Source organism: Microbacterium kunmingense (assembly GCF_023155745.1).
Classification (GTDB): Bacteria; Actinomycetota; Actinomycetes; order Actinomycetales; family Microbacteriaceae; genus Microbacterium; species Microbacterium kunmingense.
Window position 1 is genome coordinate 316,814 of record NZ_JAKNUS010000003.1, and the last position, 20,380, is coordinate 337,193.

Annotated in this window: 16 protein-coding genes; 6 read left to right on the plus strand and 10 right to left on the minus strand. The window is 70.1% G+C overall.

Annotated elements, in window-relative coordinates:
* The first annotated feature begins 5 nt into the window (after positions 1-5).
* Positions 6-911, plus strand: coding sequence for an RDD family protein (locus tag MA875_RS06475; RefSeq protein WP_248241187.1), 906 nt, complete (start codon positions 6-8; stop codon positions 909-911).
* Positions 912-933: 22 nt separating this feature from the next.
* Here the strand turns inward: MA875_RS06475 and ahcY are convergent, their stop codons facing one another.
* Positions 934-2,451, minus strand: coding sequence for an adenosylhomocysteinase (ahcY, locus tag MA875_RS06480; RefSeq protein ID WP_248241189.1), 1,518 nt, complete (start codon positions 2,449-2,451; stop codon positions 934-936).
* A 65-nt stretch (positions 2,452-2,516) separates the two neighbouring features.
* The gene (locus MA875_RS06485) at positions 2,517-2,723 is read right to left on the minus strand and encodes a DUF3499 family protein (protein ID WP_248241193.1); all 207 of its coding nucleotides are present in this window, start codon (positions 2,721-2,723) and stop codon (positions 2,517-2,519) included.
* Positions 2,724-2,784: 61 nt separating this feature from the next.
* Between MA875_RS06485 and MA875_RS06490 the strand changes: the two genes are divergently transcribed.
* On the plus strand, positions 2,785-3,222 hold the full coding sequence (locus tag MA875_RS06490) for a metallopeptidase family protein (RefSeq protein ID WP_248241195.1): 438 nt from the start codon (positions 2,785-2,787) through the stop codon (positions 3,220-3,222).
* Positions 3,223-3,232: 10 nt separating this feature from the next.
* Here the strand turns inward: MA875_RS06490 and MA875_RS06495 are convergent, their stop codons facing one another.
* From MA875_RS06495 to manA, 4 genes are all read right to left on the minus strand, one after another.
* Positions 3,233-4,663: a DUF5719 family protein gene (locus MA875_RS06495; protein WP_248241196.1), complete on the minus strand. Its 1,431-nt coding sequence runs from the start codon at positions 4,661-4,663 to the stop codon at positions 3,233-3,235.
* The gene (locus MA875_RS06500; protein WP_248241198.1) at positions 4,660-7,536 is read right to left on the minus strand and encodes a glycosyltransferase family 2 protein; all 2,877 of its coding nucleotides are present in this window, start codon (positions 7,534-7,536) and stop codon (positions 4,660-4,662) included. Before MA875_RS06500 ends, MA875_RS06495 begins: the two co-directional genes overlap by 4 nt.
* Positions 7,537-7,631: 95 nt before the next feature.
* Positions 7,632-7,955, minus strand: a complete 324-nt coding sequence (locus MA875_RS17455; protein WP_282448781.1) for a WhiB family transcriptional regulator — start codon at positions 7,953-7,955, stop codon at positions 7,632-7,634.
* 181 nt (positions 7,956-8,136) lie between these two features.
* Positions 8,137-9,291: a mannose-6-phosphate isomerase, class I gene (gene manA / locus MA875_RS06510; RefSeq protein ID WP_248241200.1), complete on the minus strand. Its 1,155-nt coding sequence runs from the start codon at positions 9,289-9,291 to the stop codon at positions 8,137-8,139.
* Positions 9,292-9,334: 43 nt separating this feature from the next.
* On the opposite strand from manA, the gene MA875_RS06515 reads away from it, so the two are divergent.
* Genes MA875_RS06515 through MA875_RS06525 form a run of 3 tightly spaced genes read left to right on the plus strand, consistent with a single transcriptional unit; the run spans position 9,335 to position 13,307 of the window.
* On the plus strand, positions 9,335-10,930 hold the full coding sequence (locus MA875_RS06515) for an O-antigen ligase family protein (protein WP_248241201.1): 1,596 nt from the start codon (positions 9,335-9,337) through the stop codon (positions 10,928-10,930).
* On the plus strand, positions 10,927-12,252 hold the full coding sequence (locus MA875_RS06520) for an O-antigen ligase family protein (RefSeq protein WP_248241203.1): 1,326 nt from the start codon (positions 10,927-10,929) through the stop codon (positions 12,250-12,252). Before MA875_RS06515 ends, MA875_RS06520 begins: the two co-directional genes overlap by 4 nt.
* Before the next feature lie 50 nt (positions 12,253-12,302).
* A complete protein-coding gene (locus MA875_RS06525; protein ID WP_248241204.1) occupies positions 12,303-13,307 on the plus strand; it encodes a glycosyltransferase in 1,005 nt (334 codons plus the stop codon).
* Between the two features lie 49 nt (positions 13,308-13,356).
* Here the strand turns inward: MA875_RS06525 and MA875_RS06530 are convergent, their stop codons facing one another.
* Together MA875_RS06530 and MA875_RS06535 are read right to left on the minus strand one after the other, a co-directional pair.
* Entirely contained in the window at positions 13,357-14,094 is a 738-nt protein-coding gene (locus tag MA875_RS06530; protein ID WP_248241205.1) for an ABC transporter ATP-binding protein, read from the minus strand.
* Complete coding sequence (locus tag MA875_RS06535) at positions 14,094-14,903, minus strand: ABC transporter permease (RefSeq protein WP_248241207.1); 810 nt, start codon at positions 14,901-14,903, stop codon at positions 14,094-14,096. Before MA875_RS06535 ends, MA875_RS06530 begins: the two co-directional genes overlap by 1 nt.
* 101 nt (positions 14,904-15,004) lie before the next feature.
* Here MA875_RS06535 and MA875_RS06540 point away from each other — a divergent pair, with 101 nt between their 5' ends.
* Positions 15,005-17,107: an acyltransferase family protein gene (locus tag MA875_RS06540; protein WP_248241210.1), complete on the plus strand. Its 2,103-nt coding sequence runs from the start codon at positions 15,005-15,007 to the stop codon at positions 17,105-17,107.
* 10 nt (positions 17,108-17,117) lie between these two features.
* Here MA875_RS06540 and MA875_RS06545 read toward each other — a convergent pair whose 3' ends face one another.
* The gene (locus tag MA875_RS06545) at positions 17,118-19,244 is read right to left on the minus strand and encodes an acyltransferase family protein (protein ID WP_308221504.1); all 2,127 of its coding nucleotides are present in this window, start codon (positions 19,242-19,244) and stop codon (positions 17,118-17,120) included.
* Positions 19,208-20,359: a UDP-galactopyranose mutase gene (glf, locus tag MA875_RS06550; protein ID WP_248241212.1), complete on the minus strand. Its 1,152-nt coding sequence runs from the start codon at positions 20,357-20,359 to the stop codon at positions 19,208-19,210. Before glf ends, MA875_RS06545 begins: the two co-directional genes overlap by 37 nt.
* Positions 20,360-20,380 lie beyond the last annotated feature (21 nt).

The window sequence follows — 20,380 nt, forward strand, 5'->3', positions numbered from 1 at the left end:
TAGTCATGCCCTCCGACGGCTCGGCGACCACGTCTTCCCCGCGCGCCGGAACCGATCCGCGAACGAGCGCGGCCACCCGCCCGCAGATCGTGGAGATCGACCAGGACGAGATCCTCACCGGCGAAGCCGTCGCCCTCGACGTGCAGCCCATCGGCTTCTTCCTGCGTGCCCTCGGAACCCTGATCGACGTGCTCATCGGCGCGGCGATCCTCATCCTCTTCGCCATCGCGGCGGGGTGGCTGACGGCGTCCGGCGCACTGGACCCGGTCGTGACCCCGATCCTCACGATCGCGGTGATCGTGATCGTGCTCGTCGTCGTCCCCACCGTCGTGGAGACCGCCACCCGGGGCCGGAGCCTCGGCAAGCTCGCGGTCGGCGGACGCATCGTCCGCAGCGACGGCGGCGCCTCCGGCTTCCGGCAGGCGTTCATCCGCGCCCTCGTCGGGGTGCTGGAGATCTGGTTCACCCTCGGCGCCCTGGCCGCGATCGTCGGCGCCTTCACTCCGCGTTCGCAGCGCCTGGGCGACCTGCTGGCGGGAACCTACGCCGAGCGCACCCGCACGCCGCGCCTCCCCGCCCCGGCGCCCGGGATGCCGTCGGCCCTCGAGAGCTGGGCGGGTGTCGCGGATGTCGCGCGCCTCCCCGACCCGCTCGCGCGGCGCATCGCGCAGTTCGTCCGCAATGCCGTGAACCTGGAGCCCGCCGCCCGTGCGCGCGTCGCGGCGTCACTGGCGAACGAGGTGGCCGCGCATGTCTCGCCGCTCCCGCAGACCGACCCCGAGACGCTGCTGCGGGCGGTGGCGAGCATCCGGCGCGACCGCGAGTTCCGCGCGCTCACCCTGGAGGCTCGGCGGGTCAGCGCGCTGACGGCGGGTGAGACCGCCGCGCCCCGAGGATTCCCGGAGCGCTGACCCGCGTCATCCGCTGCCGGGCTCAGTACCGGTAGTGATCGAGCTTGTACGGGCCCTCGACGGGCACCCCGATGTAAGCCGCCTGCGCCGGCGAGAGCTCGGTGAGCTCGACGCCCAACGCCGCCAGGTGAAGACGCGCGACCTTCTCATCCAGCGCCTTCGGCAGCACGTAGACGCCAGTCGGGTACTCCTCGCGACGGGTGTAGAGCTCCAGCTGCGCGAGCACCTGGTTGGTGAACGACGCGCTCATGACAAAGGACGGATGCCCCGTGGCATTGCCCAGGTTCATCAGGCGCCCTTCGCTGAGGACCAGAACGCTCCGCCCGTTCGGGAGGCGCCACTCGTGCACCTGCGGCTTGATCTCCACGCGCTCCGCGCCCGGAAGCGACTCCAGTCCCGCCATGTCGATCTCGTCGTCGAAGTGACCGACGTTGGCGACGATCGCGAGGTGCTTGAGCCCCAGCAGGTGATCGACCGTGACGACGCCGGTGTTGCCGGTTCCGGTCACGATGATGTCGACCTGGTCGAGCACCGACTCCAGACGCGCCACCTGGAAGCCGTCCATCGCGGCCTGCAGGGCGCAGATCGGGTCGATCTCGCCGACGATCACGCGGGCACCCTGGCCGCGCAGCGCCTCGGCGGCGCCCTTGCCGACATCACCGTACCCGGCGACGAAGGCGACCTTGCCGCCGATGAGGACGTCGGTGGCGCGGTTCAGCCCGTCGGGCAGCGAGTGGCGGATGCCGTAGACGTTGTCGAACTTGGACTTCGTCACCGAGTCGTTGACGTTGATGGCCGGGAAGAGCAGCGTGCCGGCGGCGGCGAGCTCGTAGAGGCGGTGCACGCCGGTGGTGGTCTCCTCGGTCACGCCGATGAGGTCGCCCGCCATCCGGGTGAAGCGCTCCGGGTCGCGGGCGAGGCTGCGGCGGAGCGTGTCGAGGACGATCCGGTACTCCGCCGACGCCGACTCCTCCGGCTCGGGAACGGCGCCGGCCTTCTCGAACTCGACGCCCTTGTGGACGAGGAGGGTGGCGTCGCCGCCGTCGTCGAGGATGAGGTTCGGACCCGCGAACCCCTCGGCCGACCAGTCGAAGATGCGGTCGGTGCACGCCCAGTACTCCTCGAGCGTCTCGCCCTTCCAGGCGAACACGGGCACACCCGCGGGGCTCTCGACGGTGCCGTCCGGCCCGACGACGACCGCGGCGGCGGCTTCGTCCTGGGTGGAGAAGATGTTGCAGCTGGCCCACCGCACCTGGGCGCCGAGGGCGACCAGAGTCTCGATCAGCACCGCGGTCTGCACGGTCATGTGGAGCGATCCGGCGATGCGGGCACCGCGCAACGGCTGCGACGGACCGAACTCCTCGCGCAGGGCCATGAGGCCGGGCATCTCGTTCTCAGCGAGGCGGATCTGGTGGCGTCCGGCCGCCGCGAGCGACAGGTCGGCGACGGCGTACTCGACCCCGGTCGCGTTTCCGGCGGCGTCAGCGGGGGCGGTGGACTCGGATGCCGCGGGCGCGGCGGCGACGGTGGGAGTGGCCATTGGCCCATTCTCCCACGGCCTCGCTCTCCCCGGCCGGCCGCGCGCGGCCCGGGTGGCGGGTGTCGTCAGACGCGCAGCGTCTCGTGCCGGACGACGACCCAGCCCTTGGGCACCGACATCCGCTCGGTGTGGATCGCGCAGAGGTCGTGCGCGTGAGGATCACCGGTGCGTCCGAGCGGCCCGAGGGCCGCCATCTGGTCGCCGTAGTCGTAGGTCAGTGTCGACGTCGCCTCACGGGCGCAGCCGACCTTGGAGCAGAGTCTGTCGCGCATCGTCCCTCACGCTAGTCACGACCGCAGACACCGACCGGATGCCGCGCCGTAGGATGAACGCATGGCCTGGCGTCGAGCACGGAGCGCGCAGGCGTACGCCCGTCCCGACCGTCACGGACGGCACGGGCGTGAGGGTCGGAGCCCTGTGGTGCGCCCGCCGCTTCCGCCGCTGGACACCCGGGTCGACCGCTTCGACCTCGCCGTGGGCTCGGTCGCCGAGTTCCTGCGCTCCGCCTGGCCGGAGCTGCGGGAGGTCAGCTTCGAGATGGCCGACATGCCGCCCGCGACCGATGCCGACGGCATCCCCCGGTGGGTCGTCTCCCGGGAGCGCAAGCGCATCATCCTCTACCGCATCCCCATCGAGCGCCTCGGCCACCTGCACCGCAACGACGATCTGCACCGCCGCATGATGATCGAGAGCTGCGTCTTCCGCGCCGCGGCGGAATACCTCGACCGCGACCCGTGGGACCTCGGGCCGGAGCGCTTCCGCTTCCTCTGACGGAACGAGATCAGGGGTAGACGATGGTCGGCGGCGCCGCGGCATCGGACGGCCACACCGGATAGCCGGCGAGCGCGTTGTCACCTGCGAGCGACAGACCGGCGTGGATCACGCCCCCGGAGGTCTCGATCACCGACACCGAGCGGGCATCCACGGGCACCACGGCCGACGCACCCGCGGGGAGGTCGACGGCCTGGATCACGGCGCCGTCGAGGGTGGAGACGGTGACACCGGCCACATCGTCGCCGCTGTTGAACAGGCTGAGCACGGCGGGCGGCCCCGCGGGCGCCGCGACGAGCGCGGTGGCGCCGAGGACCGGGGCCGAAGTGAACCACGCGAAGTCGCTTCCCTGCACGAATCCGCTCGTGTGCCATGCCGCCGCGACGACGGGGGCGTTCGCGTCGACGCGGACGATGTACTCGCCCTCGGTGAGCCCTGTCACCTCGGCTTCCAAGGGGACACCGGGCTCGAGCGGCACGCTCACGGGCGACCCGACGCTCGCGCCGGTGGCCGCGTCGACCGCGGTCACGGTCGCCGAGATCGGACCGGCCTCGCCCGCGGCGGGAGCCATGACGCGGACGATCGTCTGCGCTCCCTCACCGGCACCTTCACCCTGGGTCGGAGCGGGCACCGCCACTCCCGCGATGACCTGCTCGGTCGACGGCGCCACGATCGGGCCGATCTGGTCGATGCCGGCGGCCTGCAGGGTGCGGGTGACGCTGGTCTGCAGCGACGCCTGAATGGGCGCGCCGGTGGCCGTCACGCGGATGACCGGGCTCTGCTCACCCAGGAGCAGCCCGGCGAGGGGGACGATGCGCTGGGCGCCGGCACGCACGACGATGTCGGCGCCGCCGGCGGGCTGCTGCTCGCCCGATGCGCCGAAGAGGGTGAGCTGCACGGTCGCGGGGACGGTGCCGGGGTTGGTGAGGATGACGAGATCGGCGGCCCCCGTCGTGCCCGACCCCCCGACGAGCCACGACTCGGTCAGGGGCGGACGGCAGGCGGACGCGGCGAAGCCGGAGAGATCGGGATCCGAGACCGTCGCCGCCCCCGCGGCGGCGAGGAGCGCGGGCTCCCGGTTCTCGGGCTCGGCCGCGTAGGCCTCGGGACCGGCGGCCTCGGGCACCTCGGTCTCCAGGACGCGGGGCGCCGCCGCCGCGGCATCCGGTCGCCCGCCGCTCGTGACCGACGCTGCGGCCGCCTGGCTCAGCCCGAGCGCGTTCTCGGCGGTCCGGCCGAGGGCGACGAGGCCGCCGGGGCAGGCGAGGGTCACGGTGTCGGGCTCGGGGGTCACCGACAGCGCGAGCGGCGCCCGCTCCACCGTCGGCCACGGCACGGCCGACAGGGTCACGACGCCGACGACGAAGCCGGCGGCGGCCAGGGTGCCTGCCAGCATCCGGGCGCTCGTCGCGGCCCAGCGGAATCTACGGCGATCGCTCATCGGTCCTCCACGGCGCCGGGCCCCCTGGTTCCGAATCCGACGATGCGCGGCGTCCGTCGCGCGGCCCGGCGCGAGGCGCGCGTGGGAACGGCGAGGAGGAGCGCGACGGCGAGAACGGCGAGGTTCGCCCACAGGATCAGACGCGACAGGTCGGCGGCCGATGCCGGCAGCCCCGGGCGCTCGGCGACGTCGCCGGTGACCCGCCACAGCTCGCCCTTCGGGGTGGCGCCGGCGTTGTCGAGCCCGCCGCGCTGGTCGAGGGCGAGCACGGCGTCGAGGCGGAAGGCGCGGGCGGCATCCGATTCGGGCGCGGCGGCCGGGGCGAGCACGACGAAGCCGATACCGTGACCGGCGAGCTCGGCGACCGAGCCCTCCCCGGTGGTGGAGATGAGGTCCACCGCCAGCGTCGCCACGGTCGCATCGTCGGGGGTCGGCGTCGCCCGGGTGGCGGCCACGGTGCTCTGTCCGCTGAGCGTCTCGCTCTCACCCCACACCACCGTCGCCGCCACACCGCCGGAGTTCTGGGGTGTGAGCACCAGGGTCCCGACATCGGGGTCGTCGCCGCCCTCGGCGGCGATGAACGCCGGCAGCGTGCTGTCGGGCCCGTTCATGAGCTGCGACGCGCCGCGTGCGAGGGCGGTCAGCTGCGGCACCGCGAGGACGGCGATCGCGAGTCCCGCCGTGAGGGCGACGGCGACGCGCGCAGCGCGCATCCGTGGCGCGAACCCGGCGTCCAGTGAGACGAGAGCGCCGCCGACCATGCCGACCCACGCGAGGGACAGGCCGGGGCCGGGCCACAGCGGCACGCTCTGGCCCTGCACCACCGAGACCGAGATGCCGACCGCCACGAACGCGGTGACGATGCCGAGGGCGGTGATGACGAGCAGGCTGATGCCGGTCGCCCACCGCGGGGTGAGCGGGGCCAGCAGCGCGAGCACAGCGAGCGGGGCGACCAGGAGCGGCACCCACCACACCCAGACGCCCTCGAGCATCGTCGCCCATCCCGCGGCGTCGGTCGACGGCAGGCCCGCGATCAGCAGGCTCCGGCCGACGACGTCGGCCCCGACCTGAGGTCCGGGCCACGGCAGACCCGGGTCGGCCACGAGCGCCCACCACTGTCCGGCCATCCCCTGCCACCAGACGAGGGGCGCGACCATGACCACGGTGGGGACGAGCGTCCACACCAGCTGCGCGGTTCCGCGCCCCGACCGGACGACGATGGACAGCAGCAGCGCCAGCACCCAGAGCGCGACGAATGCGGGCGCGAGCGAGGGCGCGCAGGCGATGACGGCCGCGAGGAGCAGCGAGGCGACCCCGGCTGCTGCCCACGAACGGTGGGCGACCGAGCCGGTGTAGAACAGCCAGGGCAGAAGAAGATGAAGGATGACCGCGGCCGGCCGTCCGTCGGTGAGCGCGGCCAGGAACGCCGGGGCGAGGGCCCAGAGGGCGCCGCCGAGGATCCGCAGCCCCGCGCGCTCGGTCAGGCGTGTGGCGGCGAACCAGCCGCCCGCGGCGGCGAGCGGCAGCGCGAGGACCCACAGCAGCACCAGCGCCCGTGACGGGTCACCCGGCCAGAAGCTGCCGAGGACGGCGAGGATCGTCACGAACGGGTCGGCGGGGCCGACGACGTCGAGGCCGAGCTGGCGCCGCCCGAACGCCGCGTCGGTCCAGAGCTCGGTCAGCGTGGTGCGCAGCGGCAGGAGGCCGCCGCCGCCGAGGACGGGCCAGGCCAGGAGCGCGGTGAACGCCGCGACCGAGACGACGAGCGCGCCGAGCACGAGCCACGCCCCGCCGCCGGTGAAGAAGTGCAGGTCGCTGCGGACGTAGACTCCCGCGTCGGTGGCCGCCTCGGCGTCGGCCTCGTCGTCGAGGCGCTCGCGCAGCTCGCTCTGGGAGATCCGGAGCGCGGACAGCTGCAGCCACGACGCCCGACGCGTGCGGCGGATGCGACGGCGAGCCCGCACCACATGCGGGATGCGCACGAGGGCCATCACCGCAGCCCCCCATTCGGGGAGCACCCGCTCGGGCTGTTTGGTGACGAGGTGCGCGGCGGTGCGCCACACCGCGATGGGGAGGATCGTCACCCACAGGGCGAGCACCGCGGCCGGGTGGGCGTACACCAGGCGCCGGTGCAGCTCGGCGGCGCGCGTGGCGAACGCGCGGCGGCGACGCCGGCGCCCCGTGGTGGGTTCGGGAAGACCGGCGACGCCGTCTCCCGCGGTGGCGACGAGGGCTGACGGGACGATCGAGACCCGAGACCCGGCCAGGCGCGCGCGGATGCCGAGGTCGAGACCCTCGTCGGCGCCGCTGAGCCCTGGGTCGAGCCCCTCGAGCTGTCGCCACGCGTCGGCGCGGACGAGGAGGCCGCGCACGTCGGCGCCGAGCACATCCTGGCGCGCGTCGTGCTGGCCCTGGTCGAGCTCGCCGTCGGCGAGTCCCACCGTCCGGCCGAGACGGGTGAGCGTCGTCCCGAGGGAGACGATCTCGCTGCGGTCGTCCCACCGCACGAGCTTCGGAGCGACGAAGGCCACCGACGGGGCGAGCTCGAGAGCGCCGACGAGCTGGCGGAGCGCATCGGGTTCGGGCGCGGTGTCCTGCGCCAGAAGCCACACCGCGTCGCCGTCGAGCCGGTGGGAGGCCAGGGCGGTGGCGGCGGCGAACCCGGTCGAGGCCCCGGCGGTGATCACCGATTCGGCGCCCGAGGCCGCCGCGATCTCCGACAGCCCGGCGCTCTCGCCGCACAGCACGATCGTCAGCACGTCGACGGGGCGAGACTGCTGCCGCAGCGCCGCCAGCGTGCGACGCAGGTGGGGGGCCGCCGTCGTCCGCCCGTCGGGGCGCACGACGAGAAAGGCGTGGACTCTCGCGGGCATGACCTGGTCAGCCTAGGCGGGGAAGCCGACGGGCCGCGTCGCACGCGCCGCGAAGACGACGAAGGGGACGCCGCAGCATCCCCTCGTCATCGTCGTCAGCCGGCCCTCCGCTTGAGCTTGCGGCGCTCCCGCTCGCTCAGCCCGCCCCAGATGCCGAACCGCTCGTCGTTCTGCAGCGCGTACTCCAGGCATTCCGTGCGAACGTCGCACGAGGAGCAGATGCGCTTGGCATCACGGGTCGAGCCGCCCTTCTCGGGGAAGAACGCCTCGGGGTCGGTCTGTGCGCACAGCGCGTCGGTCTGCCAGCTGAGCTGGGTCCCTTCGTCTTCGACGACGGGGCGACGAACGCCCGGGACCCCTAGTTGAACCGGATCGACGAACCAATTGTCGGGAACGCCGGAACGGTATTGCGCCGCCATCTCGTTCTCCCACCTGTCACCCACGCCCTGCTGCGTGTACGAGTAATTACACCCGTGTAGTTCCCCGCGGTCAAGTCGCAGATCGTAAACCCTCAACCGGCGGGTGAATCTTCACGACGCGCCGTCGGCGTGTCGCGGTTCGATCTCATCCCGCGGAAACCCGCGGCAGATGAGAGAAGTCTCACCGACCGGGCTCGGCGAAGTAGACGCGGCCGGTCCCGTGCAGCACGACGGCGCTCTCGTCGGGCGCGACGAGGACCGCGCGCCCCGGGCGCAGCGGCACGGCGTCGCCGCCGCCTCCCGCCACCGTCACGTCGCCCTCCGTCGCGACGACGAGCGCCGTGCCCGACAGCGGGACCTCCACCGCGCTCCCCCGCACCTCGACTGAGGTCAGCGCGAAGTCCGCGACCGGCACGTCGTAGCGACCGATCCCCTCGCCATCGGGGCGTGGGCGCACCACGCGGGCGGGGCCCGGCGTCGTGTCGACGATGGAGAGCAGTTCGTCGACGTCGATGTGCTTGGGCGTGAGGCCCCCGCGCAGCACATTGTCGCTGGCCGCCATGATCTCCACCCCGAGTCCGCGTACGTAGGCGTGGAGCACCCCGGCGTCGACGAACAGTCCTTCGCCGCGACGGAGGGTGACGAGGTTCATGAGGAGAGCCACGACGACGCCCGGGTCACCCGGATGCTCGGCGATGAGCCGGCGCGCGTTGTCCAACTCGGCGGCGAACTCGTCCGAGCGCGCGGAGTGCACCGCCGCGAGGAACGCCGAGAGGTCGTCGGGCGTCGCACCCGAGAGTGCCCAGACGAGCGCCCGACGAAGTGCGGTCTCGGGATCGGATGCGGCGAGCGCGGCCGACAGCGGCGCGGCGGCGTCGCCGAGCGCCGCCAGCAGGCGACGGGTGTCGCCGACCTCGCGAAGCCCCGCGAGGGCGACGAACTCGTCGGAGACGGCGACGATGAGCTCGGGCTTGTGATTCAGGTCGCGGTAGGTGCGGTGTGCGGCATCCACCGGGACGCCCGCCGCATCCTCGCGGGCGAAGCCCTCCTGGGCCTGCGCGATGGTCGGGTGCGCCTGGATGGACAGGGCGGATGCCGCGGCGAGGAGCTTCAGCAGATAGGGGAGGCGCTCGGGCGCTCCGGCCGCCCGGCCCTCCGCCGCGAGCCAGGCATCAAGCGTCCGCCCGTCAGCGACCCGGGCGGGTGAGCCGGGGTGGTCGCCGAACCACACCTCCGCCTCCGGGCGGCCGGAGGGCTCGCGCCCTTCGAGGTCGGCGAGGAGGGTGGTCGATCCCCAGGCGTAGTCACGGGGATCGTTCGCGATCGGCACCAGCATGGGTCCAGCCTAAGAGCGTCGCCGCAGGTAGCCTGAATGCACCATGGCCGTCCACACGAAGCATCCGGTCGCGGCACGCCCCGGCCCGCCTGTGCGCGAGAAGACAGGCCATCTGCTCCTGCGCGCGTGGTGCATCTTCGTGCTCGCCTCGATGCTCGCCGGCGTCGGCTGGGTCAACGTGCTCGGCGACGCCGGCGCCGGGGTGCTGATGATCTCGGCCGGCGTGGTATCGGTGATCGCGTGGGTCGTCATCCGTCCCCCCTTCCAGTGGCGACGGCTGCCCTGGTTCGCGGTGGCGTACGTCGCGTGGGCGGCGCTGTCCCTGACGTGGTCGGCGTGGCTCGGGACATCCGTCCTCACCTGGCTGCTTCTGGCCCTCACGAGCCTCCAGGGCCTGTTCGTCGCGGCGATGCTGACCTGGCGAGAGATCGTCCGCGCCGTCGCGTCGGCCCTGAAGTGGGTGCTCGGGCTGTCGCTGCTGTTCGAACTGGCGGTGTCGCTCTTCGTGCAGGGGCCGCTCCTTCCCGGCTTCGTGCTCCCCGACCCGAACGTCGACTACGACCCGATCGTCTACTGGTCGCGCGACAACCTCTTCGACGGCGGGCGCCTCCAGGGCCTCATGGGCAACGCCAATCTCCTCGGCCCCGTGGCCCTCCTCGGCATCATCGTCTTCGCGATCCGCTTCGCCGCGCGCGCACCGCGGCGGGTGCTGCTCATCGGGTGGATCGCGCTCGCGGCATTCCTCTACGTGCGGGCGGCCTCGGCGACGGCCTTCCTCGCCGGGGTGCTCGCCCTCATCGTCCTCATCACCGTTCTCCTCATGCGGCGCACGCGCCGACCCGGGGAGCGCACGCGCTGGTACATCGCCTATGCCGTCATCGCGATCGGCGGGGGGCTCGCGCTGTGGTTCTTCCGCGACGCGCTCTTCCGCGCCGTCGGCCGCGAGAGCGACCTGACGGGACGCCAGGGCATCTGGCAGGCGGTGCTCGAGCGGGCGAACGAGCGTCCCGTCGTGGGGTGGGGTTTCGCCACGCCGTGGCTGCCGTCGGAGCCGCTGTTCGACCGCTGGATCGTCGACCACGGCGAGACCGTGATGCAGGCGCACAACATGTGGCTCGACGTCTACCTGCAGCTCGGCATCATCGGCGTCGTCCTTTTCGCCGCCGCCCTCCTCGCCTTCATCTGGCGGGCGTGGTTCTTCGCCGTGGACCGTCCCCGCTGGGACCTCCGCGCCGACCGCCCCTACTCCCCCCTCACCCTCCTGCCGACGCTCGTCGGCGCGATCCTGCTCGTGCAGGGGGTGGCCGAGTCCACGCCGCTGCTGATGTGGGGCTGGATGTTCCTGGTGATGCTCGGCGGCAAGATCAAGCAGACGCCGCACGTCGGCGTGGGCCCGACCGAGCGGTCGCTCGCGATCGAGCGCGGCGAACTGATGCTCGACACCGTCCGCACCGAGAACCCGCGCCCGCGGTCCCGCGCGGTGCCGCTCGCCGAGGGAACGCCTGCGAAGGGGGTCGCCGCCGGTGGCTCCGCGCCGGGCAACTCGCCCTCTGACGGCACGGCGCGGGGCAGCACGTCGCCTGGCAACGGGCCCGCCGACCGCACCCGCGCCGACAGCGCCGCGAAGCCGACGCCGTGACCGCCGCGGAGGCCGGCGCCGTGCAGCACGGGTGGTTGTCGCACCTGCTCGGCTCCGCCGCTTTCGCCCGCGCCTATTCGCTGTGCGTCCTGGGTGCGGTCTTCTCCGGCTTCCTCATCGAGCGGATGACCGGACGGGTGACCTACGTCACCATCATCGCCGTGCTGTGCCTGTTCGGCGGCGCCATGCTCTTCGTCCGCCGCGGCGAGATCTCGCTCCTGCGGCTCGTGCCGACGACGCTGGTCGTCCTGGCCGGGTGGGCGTTCGTCAGCATCTTCTGGAGTTCCGACCCGGCGGGCTCGTTCTGGGGCTGGCTGTCCTTCGTCGCGATCGCCTTCCTGGCGGTGACGCTCGGCCACGTCCGCGACACCCTGCAGACCGCCCGCGCCCTCGGAGACGTTCTGCGGGTGCTGTTGACGGTGTCGCTCGGAGTCGAGATCCTCAGCGGCATCCTTCTGGACACCCCCTTCCGATTCCTCGGGATCCAGGGGAACATCGCCCAGCTCGGTCCCATCCAGGGCATCTTCGGCACCCGCAACGTGCTGGGATTCGTCGCCGTGCTCGCCCTCATCACGTTCCTGATCGAATACCGCACGCAGTCGGTCAGACCCGGGATGTCGCTGTACTCGGTCATCCTCGCCGGAACCCTCGCGGTGCTCAGCGACTCCCCCACCGTGCTCGTGCTCGCGGTGGGCGTGGGCCTCGCCACCGCCGCGCTCGCGCTCGTGCGCCACACCGCGCCCGCCAGGCGGGGAGCGGTGCAATGGGCACTCGGCGCGCTGGTGGTCATCGGCATCGGCGTCGGGTACCTCGCCCGCCAGCAGATCGTGACGCTCCTCGGAGCCGGCACCGACTTCTCCATCCGCGTGGAGCTGTGGAACCGGATGGTGGATCTCATGCGGTTCCGTCCCGTGCAGGGGCAGGGCTGGTACGGCCCGTGGGATGTCGAGGAGTGGCCGTTCAACGCGCTGAACGCGCTGACCCGCACAACCCACGCCACCGGGCTGAACGCCTATCTCGACGTGCTGCTGCAGGTGGGCTGGGTGGGGCTTCTGCTCTTCCTGGCGTTCTGCACCGCCGCCCTCGTGCGCGCCTGGCTCGACGCCAGTGAGCGCCGATCGGTCATCTACGCCTGGACGCCGCTCATCCTCGTGGCGCTGCTGATCGACTCGCTGTTCGAGAGCTTCACCCTGTTCGGCATCGGCTGGCTGATGCTCGTCCTCTGCGCGGTGCGCGCGGGTCACTCCCGCTCCTGGCGCGAGCGCCTGGACACGCCCGACGATGTCGGCCCGGGGCTGCCCATCTTCGACGTGCCGCGGTAGCGGGGCGTTCACCCGGAGTTCGGATGCGCCGCTGTTAGAATCCTCGCGCCATGACACTCGCCGATGCACGCCCGGAACAGACCGTGACTGAACAGTTCTCCCCGGCGACGGCGACCATCGCCATCGTGACCTTCAACCGCTCAGGACTGCTCTCGCGGCTGCTCGAGAGCATCGAGCGCATGGACCCCAAGCCGGGCCACGTCGTGATCGTCGACAACGCGTCGACCGACGACACCGGCGACGTCGTGGAGTCCTTCCGAGAGCGCATCGGCACCCAGCTCGTCTATCGCCGAATGGACACCAACACCGGCGGATCGGGCGGGTTCAGCGAGGGGATGCGGGTCGCCTACGACCTCGGCTCCACCTGGATCTGGCTGATGGACGACGACGTCGAGGTCATCCCCGACGGCCTGGCGAAGATGGGCAAGTGGGCGCCGCGCTTCAAGAGCATCCAGGGGCGTCGCTACGACTACGACGGCAGCGAGTTCTACTGGCAGTACCGGATCGCCGAGCCCCTCGCCATCCCCATCCCCTTCGCTCCCGCGAGCTTCGACGCCTCCGGCTACAAGGAGATGAACTCGGGATGCTTCGAGGGGATGTTCATCCACCGAGACATCGTCACCCAGATCGGCCTCCCGGACCCCCGGTTCTTCATCTACTGGGATGACCAGATGTATGGATGGCTGGCGTCGCGGGTGACCACCTCGGTGATCGTCGACGAGTTCGTGCTGCGCCGCACGCGCGAGATCCGGCAGTGGGACATGGGCATCCGCCACATGAACGCCTCGAGCAACGCCTACCGGTACTACATCATGCGGAACCGGTCGCACATCAAGCGCTATTACCGCTCCCTCGGCGTCTACAACCCGGTGCTGTTCGGTCTCGGCACCGCGCTGACCTTCGGCAAGGAGCTGATCCGGCTGCTCTTCGTCGAGCGGACGGTGCGCGGCACCTCGCACCTTTTCCGCGGCCTTCGCGACGGCCGGAAGATCGCCAACGACCGCTCCTGGTCGCCGATGCCGCCGCTTTCTGCCCCCACTGCCCCCGGTCGCTGAGCGAGCGCAGCACGTCGGTCGTTGAGCGAGCGCAGCGAGTCGAAACGCGTCAGCCGCCGTTGTAGTCAGCGTTGTACCTGTCGAGCACCTCACCGATCGACGCATCCATCGACAGCCGCCCCTTGTCGAGGTAAAGCCCCCGCTCGCAGAAGCGCCGAAGATCGCGCTCGCTGTGCGAGACGAAGAAGAGGGTCCTGCCGTCGGCCAGCAGCTCGTCGATGCGGGTGTAGCACTTCTCGCGGAACGCCTTGTCGCCCACGGCGAGCACCTCATCGACGAGGAGGATCGGCTCCTCCAGCTGCGACACCACGCTGAAGGCCAGGCGCACCTTCATCCCGTTGCTCAGGTGCTTGTACGGGGTGTCGACGAAGTCGTCGAGCTCGGCGAAGTCGATGATGCCGTCGAAGCGGCGCGAGACCTCGGCCCGTGGCATCCCGTGCAGTCCCGAGGTCAGTCGCACGTTCTCGCGAACCGTCAGGTCGCCGACGAAGCCACCGGTGATCTCGATCAGCGGGGCGACGCCCCCGTTGACCCGCACCGAACCCTCATCAGGGAGCAGCACGCCCGCGACGAGCTTGAGCAGCGTGGACTTCCCCTGTCCGTTCCGGCCCACCACACCGATCGACTCGCCGGGCGCGACGGTGAAGCTCACGTCGCGGAGTGCCCAGAACTCGCCGGGCCTGGAGCGCCGGTTAGAGCCGGCGAACAGGTCTTTGAAGCTCCGGCTCCCCCGGCGGTTCCGTCGGAACCGGACTCCGAGATCCGCCACCTCGATCGCGTGCGTCATCACAGCTCCTTCAGCACAGGGCGCTCGAGACGGCGGAAGACGAAGAGTCCGAGCGCGAGGATGCCCACGCTCATCGCCACGCCCACGATCACCGAGAGGGTGTCCCACACCTCGGGGAAGAAGCCGACGCGGTAGAGGGTGAAGATGCCCGACAGCGGATTGAATGCGGCGAGCTGGGGGAAGATGCCCGGCAGGTCGGAGACGGAGTAGATGATCGGCGAGGCGTAGAAGAGCACCCGGAGGATGAGCTTGGTCGTGCGCTCGAGGTCGGAGTAGAGCACGCACAGGGGCGCGACGATGAGCCCCAGGCCGACGAGGAGCATCGTCTGCAGCAGGATGGCGACCGGAAAGAGCAGAAGACCCCAGTTCAGCGACACCGGCGTGGTGCTCGTGAATGCGGCGACGATCACGAACCCGACGAGCACCGGAAGCGAGCAGAGGAACTCTACGCCCTTGCTGAGCACGATGCGGTTGACCCAGATCGACCGTGGGATCGCCGTTGATCGGACAAGGCGGGCGTCTTTGTTGAACGCCCGTGTGAAGTCCGACACCGCCGCGTTGAACCACACCCAGGGCAGCAGAGCGGTGATGAGGAAGACGATGTACGGCTCGTGCCCGACCGTGCGCTGGAACACCTGCGTGAAGACGAACCAGTAGATGAGGCTCATCACCAGCGGATCGAGCACCGACCACAGGTATCCGAGAGCGCTCGTGGCGTACCGCACCCTGAGGTCGCGCGCCGACAGCAACCACAGCGAGTGGAGGTAGCGGCGCGGAGACCCGGGGGCACCGACGGTCGCTGTGGTCACGGGGAAAGTCTATGGGCGGCGGGCGCCGTGTCTGCGCGCCGGATCGAGGTGGGTTCTGTCCGGGGCTACGCTGAGTCAGCCGTGCTGCAGGAGGAGTGAACATGGTGACGAACGCCGCCACCGGTGTGCGCCGGTCGCCGGTCGACGAGCCACCAACCCCGACCGGCGTCCGCCCTGAGATCCAGGCTCTGCGGGCCGTCGCAGTGCTCGGTGTCCTGCTCTTCCATCTGTGGCCGCTCCGCCTTCCGGGAGGCTATGTCGGGGTCGACGTGTTCTTCGTGGTCTCGGGATTCCTCATCACCGACCACCTGGTGCGCGATCACGTCCGCCACGGACGTATCTCGCTCCCGAACTTCTGGGCGCGACGCGCGCGCCGGCTGCTGCCCGCATCCCTCCTCGTCCTCGCCGTGACGGCGATCGCCGTGTACGTCCTCGTGCCGATCACGAGATGGCCGCAGTTCGGCTTGGAGATCATCGCCTCCGCGTTCTACGTCGAGAACTGGGCGCTGGCGGCGCAATCCGTGGACTACATGGCACTGTCGAACGTCAAGTCGCCCGTGCAGCACTTCTGGACCTTGGGAGTGGAAGAGCAGTTCTACATCGTCTGGCCGCTGCTGCTCATCGGGGGCGCGTACCTCGCCGGCCGGATGCGGCGCAGTGGGCTCCGGGGAATGGCGGGGGCCGTTCTCGTCGCGACCGTTGCGAGCTTCATGTTCTCGGTCGTGTACACCGCCCTCGTGCCGACGGTCGCGTACTTTTCGACCGCGACGCGCGCGTGGGAGTTCGGCGCGGGCGCGCTCCTCGCGCTCGTCTTGCGCCGAATCCCCGCTCCGATCACCGGCGGCGTCGCCGCCGCAGCGTCTTGGGCGGGCTTCGCGGTCCTCGCGATCGCCATGCTCGTCTTCACCGGCGCGACGCCCTTCCCTTCCTACACTGCTCTGATTCCCGTACTCGGGACGATCCTCGTGATCGTGGCGGGGGCCCCGCGCGCCCGTTGGGCACCGACGGCGCTCTTTTCGGTCCGGCCGGTACAGTTCGTGGGCGACGTGTCCTACGGCGTGTACCTGTGGCACTGGCCACTCATCGTCCTCGTCCCCTACGCGCTTCTCGCGCCGCTGAACACGTGGCAATCCGTTCTGATCGGCATCGTCTCGATTGCACTGGGATGGGCCTCGAAGGTTCTCGTGGAGGATCCGGTGCGCTCGCATCGCTGGCTGGCCTCCGGGCGACCGCGGCGATCCTTCCTGGCGGCGGGGGCCGGAATGCTCCTCGTGGTGGCGTTGAGCCTCCCGCTCGCTCTGTCGACGGTGCCGCCGGCTCCGCAGGTGCCGGCAACCCTCCCCGCCTGCTGGGGCGCGGCGGCGATGACGGATGAGCAATGCGGCGGCCCTTCAGCGGCTGCCTTGCGGGCGCCCGCGCCCTCGTTCGCTGGGGATCTGCCGACCGCCGAGGTAGCGGCGTGCGAGCTCACCGTTGAACTCGCGACGTATCGGCGCTGCGATCTGCGAGCGACGGGCGGAGACAGGACCATCGCGCTCGTGGGCGATTCGCACGCGACCCGGTGGGTCGAGACCTTTGAGCGGGCGGCGGAGAAGGAGGGGTGGGGATTGTCTACCTTCCTCGTCTCTGGATGCCCTCTGGTCTCGCTCGAGCCACTCGGTAGTGCATGGGGATACGATCCGGTCGGCGCCCAGCTGTGCCCCCAGCCGACGAGAGCGGTTATCGACGAGATCGTGGCCGATCCTGTCATCACCGACGTCGTGCTCACGAACCGCACACGACTGTATGTCTCCGACGATCCCGCTAATCGTCCACTCTCTCCCAACGCCGTCGCCGCTACAATCCGCACGCTGCAGGATGCCGGGAAACACGTCATCGTGCTCGCCGACTATCCCGAGACCGCGCGCATCCCGGTACAGGGCGGGGCCAGTGCACCCGACTGTCTCACGGCGGGTGATGCGCGCAAGTGCGCGATGCCGCGTAGTGATGCGGATTTTGCGGATCCGATGCGGACAGCGGCCGTCGACTCCGGAGCCGATCTGATCGATCTCACAACGCAATTCTGCGACGATGAGCGTTGCTACTGGCAGATCGGCGGTCTCGTGGTTTACACCGACGACAATCACCTGACGCGGTCGTTCGCAGCGACTCTTGCCCCTGCGCTCGCAGATGCCCTGTCGACATCGGGTCGGGATGAGGAATGAGAGACCCGGGTCAGCCGGCTCCGATCACGCCCGCGGCAGCGAGTTCTCGAGCGAGTAGAGGGGCCAAGGTCGCCGAGTACATGTGGGTGAGGTGATTGTCGTCGCGATAAACCGCGATGTTGCCGATGACCGGAAAGCACACGCCGTCCGGGCAGAGGTGATCGGAGAAATCCACCACATGGGCGTCTCCAGCCAGACCACGCGCCGGATTCCAGCGGGCGAGCGCATCGGTTCGGTCAGCACGGCACAGGACCGAGTCGGCGCCATTTTCGACGACGCACTCGAAGATGTCCTCAGTGAAGCGCGGATTGTCGCGAAACAGCACCACCTCGGCGCCGGTTGATGTCAACTTTTCCACCGTCTCCTCGAGGCCACCCAATACCCGCTCGCCCGGACCACCGGGTTCGGTCTTCGTGGCCATCCCGAAGACGACGTCCGGCTGGAGCCGCTGGATGTAGCGATCGGCGGCGGTCCGCCACCGCTCGCAGTCGCGCGATCCGGGCACTGGCGGCTCGTCGACGGCGAAGGAGCAGCCGCCCTTCAGCAGCGCGACGACGTTCCACCCCTGCTCCCGCGCGATCGGTAGCACCGCTCCCATCCACTGCTGCGCGTGCGAGTCGCCGACGACGACGACCGTGCCCGATGCTTCACCGGCCGACGTCAGTTGGGCGCATGTACGGGCCACCACAGGGGAGGTCGGACGAAACGATCCCGCGCACTCGGCCTCGAGCGCCACCCACTCGTCGTCGATCGATGTTGGATCGGGCAACAGCGGCACGTCCTCCCTTACTGGGATGCCTTCACCGAACGGAAGCGCCGCCGCGCCCGGGTAGTCGTTTGCGAACTCTGCTGCGGCAGCCTCCACCCGAACTCGCTCGGCGATCTGCCACACAGCTAGTGGGACGGCGACTGTTGCGATACAGGCCGCGATGACGACACCGCTGAGGAGGGGTCGTGCGTCCAGCCCGGGGAGTCGCCGCATCGGGTTCTCGACGCCGGCCGCGACGAGGCGAGCGAGCACGAGCGAGACGACGATGATCACCAGCCCGTCAAGCACGCCGACGCTCGTCTGCTCCGTCACGATCAGCCACGTGATGAGGACCGGCCAGTGGACGAGGTACAGCGCGTACGCGTCCCTGCCGAGGAAGCGCAGAGGTCGCGACGAGAGCAGGGCGGTGGGTCCACCTCGCGCGGGTGCGACTCCTCCGAAGATCACGGCGGCGGTGCACAGCACCGGCCAGAGAGCGAGGTAGCCGGGAAAGCCCCCCTGCACGTCGATGACGATGCCGCATGCGACGATCCCGATCAGTCCCGCCCAGCCGAGGCCCGCGCGCAATGCTGCTGGTGCCCGGAAGAAAGGAAGTGCGAGGGCGACGAGCGAACCCGCGGCGAACTCCCACAGCCGAGTGCGAGTGTCGAAGTATGCGAACACCTGGTTGGTGGTGGTCTCGTGGATGGAGAAGGCGAGCGAAATCGCGAAGATGACGCCGAAGACGATGGCGAGGAGCAGTTCGGCGCGAACTCGCCTGCGTCGGGCGACGAACGCCACTACAAGGAAGATGAGCGGCCAAAGCACGAAGACCTGCCCCTGAACGGACAGAGACCAGAAATGCTGTAACGCACTGGGAACGACTTCGGCACGCGCGTAGTAGTCGACCTCCGAGAACGCCAGCTCCCAGTTCTGCGCATAGAACAACGACGCCCACGCCTGCCGCCAAATCGTCGTCCACATCGTCGGCGGGTAAAGCAAGTACGCGGTCCCGAGCACTCCGAGAAGCGTCACGACCGCAGCAGGGAGAAGCCGCCGGAACTTGCGAAGCCAGTACGTGCCGACGCGCATGCGAGCGCCATGCTTCATGCGACGCGCAAAAGAGGCGGTGAGGAAAAAGGCGGAAATCATGAGGAAGACGTCCACGCCTCCCGACACCCGACCCAGCCAGACGTGGTAGACCACGACCAGCACAATGGCGAGCGCCCTCAGCCCGTCGATGTCCGCCCGGTACGCCACAGAGCCGTCGGCGGATAGCAGGGCCGGCGGCGACGCACCCTGCTGAGCCGACGTAGAGGGTCTCAAGGCCTCGACGAACGTGGCGCGAGAGTTCACAAGTCCGTTTCGGCAGCCAGCTGGTTGTTCCACATCGACAGCGCCGACCCAATTGCCATGTGCATGTCGAGGTACTGGTAGGTGCCGAGTCGGCCGCCGAATAGCACGTCCTTCTCACCCTTGGCCAACTCCCGGTAGGCCAAGACACCGGCGCGATCTTCGGGGGTGTTCACCGGGTAGTAAGGCTCGTCATCACGCGTGGCGAACCGGGAGAACTCTCGCATGACGACCGTCTTGTCGGTGGGATAGCGGTCCGCACGCTCGGGGTGGAAGTGCCTGAACTCATGGATGCGCGTGTAGGGAACGTCGGCATCGGCGTAGTTCATCACCGAAGTGCCCTGGAAATCGCCCACCTCCAGCACCTCCTCCTCGAAGTCCAGGGTGCGCCAGGAGAGGGCCCCCTCTGCGTAGTCGAAGTAGCGGTCCACCGGGCCGGTGTAGACCACCGGCAGCTGGCCGACGACAGCCTTCTTGTTGAGCGGCTGCGACTCGTCGAAGAAGTCGGTGTTGAGGCGCACCTCGATGTTCGGGTGGTCGGCCATGCGTTCCAGCCACGCGGTGTACCCGTCGGTCGGCAGGCCCTCCCACGTGTCGTTGAAGTACCGGTTGTCGTAGGTGTAGCGCACCGGGAGCCGGCTGATGATCTCCGCCGGAAGCTCGGTCGGGTCGGTCTGCCACTGCTTGGCGGTGTAGTCCCGGATGAACGCCTCGTAGAGCGGCCGGCCGATGAGGGCGATGGCCTTCTCCTCGAGGTTGCGCGCCTCTTTGACATCGAATTCGCCCGCGAGCTCGTGGATGAGCGCCCGCGCTTGGTCGGGCGAATACGCCGCACCGAAGAACTGGTTGATCGTGCCCAGATTGATCGGCAGCGGGTAGACCACACCGCGGTGATTGGTGTAGACGCGGTGCACGTAGCCGGTGAAGGCGGTGAAGCGGTTCACGTACTCCCACACGCCGGGGTTGGAGGTGTGGAAGAGATGGGCACCGTAACGGTGGACCTCGATGCCGGTTTGCGGCTCATCTTCGCTGTACGCGTTGCCGCCGATGTGATGACGGCGGTCGATGACCGTGACCTTGCGACCATCCGCCGCGGCCCGTTCTGCGATCGTGAGGCCGAAGAATCCGGAGCCGACGATGAGGAGATCCATACGTGAGGACGCTTTCGTGGG